This window comes from Epilithonimonas hominis (genome assembly GCF_003730015.1).
Lineage (GTDB): Bacteria > Bacteroidota > Bacteroidia > Flavobacteriales > Weeksellaceae > Epilithonimonas > Epilithonimonas hominis.
On the sequence record NZ_RJTU01000033.1, the window covers coordinates 1 to 2,402 of the forward strand.

General features: G+C 36.1%; 4 protein-coding genes. All 4 read left to right on the plus strand.

Going from position 1 to position 2,402, the window contains the following annotated elements:
• The first annotated feature begins 68 nt into the window (after window positions 1-68).
• The gene (locus EGH73_RS04485) at window positions 69-317 is read left to right on the plus strand and encodes a TerD family protein (protein ID WP_262605584.1); all 249 of its coding nucleotides are present in this window, start codon (window positions 69-71) and stop codon (window positions 315-317) included.
• Between the two features lie 2 nt (window positions 318-319).
• Window positions 320-958, plus strand: a complete 639-nt coding sequence (locus EGH73_RS04490; RefSeq protein ID WP_089770483.1) for a vWA domain-containing protein — start codon at window positions 320-322, stop codon at window positions 956-958.
• 2 nt (window positions 959-960) lie between these two features.
• A complete protein-coding gene (locus tag EGH73_RS04495; RefSeq protein WP_123280866.1) occupies window positions 961-1,599 on the plus strand; it encodes a vWA domain-containing protein in 639 nt (212 codons plus the stop codon).
• A gap of 65 nt (window positions 1,600-1,664) precedes the next feature.
• Window positions 1,665-2,402, plus strand: a complete 738-nt coding sequence (locus EGH73_RS04500) for a vWA domain-containing protein (RefSeq protein ID WP_123280867.1) — start codon at window positions 1,665-1,667, stop codon at window positions 2,400-2,402.

Genomic DNA, 2,402 nt, shown 5'->3' on the forward strand with positions numbered 1-2,402 from the left:
AAAAAACAAGCTATTTTAAACCCAAAATACTAATAATCAGTAGATTATAGGTGGTTTAAGGAGAGACTATCTATCAAGGTCGCCAGAACAATCAACATTTCGGAATGGTGGAAAATGCTTTTATCCGTGCGGTAGATGCCCGAGGCAAAGAAATTGCAAAATACAGTTTGTCGGGCGATGCTACAATGAATGGAAAATGCTCAATGGTATTTTCAGAAGTTTACAGACATAATGGAGAGTGGAAATTCAGAGCAATCGGAGAACCACATAACACCGACAACTTTGTTGATATTTTAAAAAATTATACTTACCAATAATTATGAGAAGATTACCAGTATATCTATTGTTAGACACCTCCGGCTCTATGACTGGCGAACCAATAGAGGCCGTTAAGAATGGCGTTCAAATGATGATGCATTCTTTAAGACAAAACCCACAAGCAATTGAAACGGCTTATGTGAGCATTATAACGTTTGATACCGATGCTCGTCAAGTTGTACCACTAACTGATTTAGCGTCATTTCAAGTTCCTGAGATCAAGGCTCAAGGTGTTACATCCTTAGGCTCTGCTTTAAGTTTATTGGCAGATAAAATGGAAAGTGAAATAACTAAAACTACAATGGAGCAGAAAGGAGACTGGAAACCGATGACCTTCATTATGACTGATGGCATCCCGACAGATGATTGGCAATCCGGACTTTCACGACTGAAATCTGTAAATAAAGGATTAATTGTGGGCTGTGCAGCAGGAAGCGGTGCTGATGATTCAATCTTAAAACAAATTACAGAATCCGTTGTGCGGTTAGACAGTGCGGATTCAGACAGCATTGCAAAATTTTTCCAATGGGTTACTGCGTCCATTTCAACTACATCTACAAAAGTTGAAGAGTCAGGCATTGATTTAAACAAAATGGATCAGTTGCCTCCACCTCCATCTGAACTAATAATAGTTTCTTAATTATGAACAGAAGATTATTAGCATACTTTCTTTTAGATACTTCTGGATCCATGAAAGGTGAAGCAATTGAAGCATTGAACAATGGCTTCAATGGCTTAATCAGCATGTTACGAACTGATCCACAAGCAATGGATTCCTTGCATGTCAGTGTAATTACATTTGATAGAAATGTCACCAATCTGGTTCCCCTAGTTGATTTAGCAAGTTATCAACCTGTAGAAATTACATGTCCAGAAAGTGGACCTACCCACACTGGTCACGCTTTAGAAATGGTTCATAATCTTGTGAAAACAGAATTAATAAAAGGTTCTCCAGAGCGCAAAGGCGACTGGAAACCTTTGCTTTTTGTTTTTACAGATGGTAAACCTTCTGATTTACAAATGTATCGTGAATACATACCTAAAATAAAAGCCCTGGATTTTGGAGTAATAGTTGGTTGTGCCGCAGGTCCTAAAGCAGAAGTTTCATTTTTACAGGAGTTAACAGATGATGTTGTGAAATTAGATACTACAGATAGTAATACTTTAACTACTTTTTTCAAATGGGTAAGTTCGTCAATTGAATTAGGTAGTAAGTCACAAGGAACTGGTGAATCGGTTACCTTGCCTCCACCTCCAAGTGAATTAAATATTATTGTATAAAGCACCATGGATTAACAATATTATAACTCCCAATTTTTAATGGTAAAAATCCAAAACAATAAATCATGAGAAGACTACCAATTTACTTCCTCATAGATGTTTCAGAATCTATGGTTGGCGAACCAATCGAACAGGTACAGGAAGGAATCGCCACAATTATAAAAGAACTAAAAACTGATCCTTATGCCCTGGAAACTGTTTGGATTTCCATTATCGGTTTTGCGGGAAAAAGTCAGGTTATAACACCATTACAGGATATTATCACATTTTATCCTCCAAAAATTCCAATTGGTAGTGGAACATCCCTATCAAAAGGACTAACGGAGTTGATGAATTCAATAGATAAAGATCTTGTTAAAACAACTTATGAAAAGAAAGGTGATTGGAAGCCAATAGTATTTTTATTTACTGACGGAATTCCAACTGATAATCCTGAAAACGAAATTCAGAAATGGGCAAACCATTACAAAGGAAAATGTAATTTGGTTGCCGTTTCCATTGGCGATAATACTAATTACAATTTGTTAGGTAAACTGACTGATCAGGTACTATTGTTCAATAATACCAACGTAAATTCATACAAAGATTTCTTCAAATGGGTTACTGCTTCAATTAGAGCAACCAGTGAGCAAGTTAACACTACAAATAACGAAGGAATTAATTTGAGCAAAGCAAACTCTGATTTTATTGAGGAAATTGACTTATCAAAAACCCATAAAGTTCCAGATAACAATTTCGTCGTATTGAATGGAAAATGTTCTAACACCGACAAAGGATATTTAATTAACCTGAGTTCGGGATAA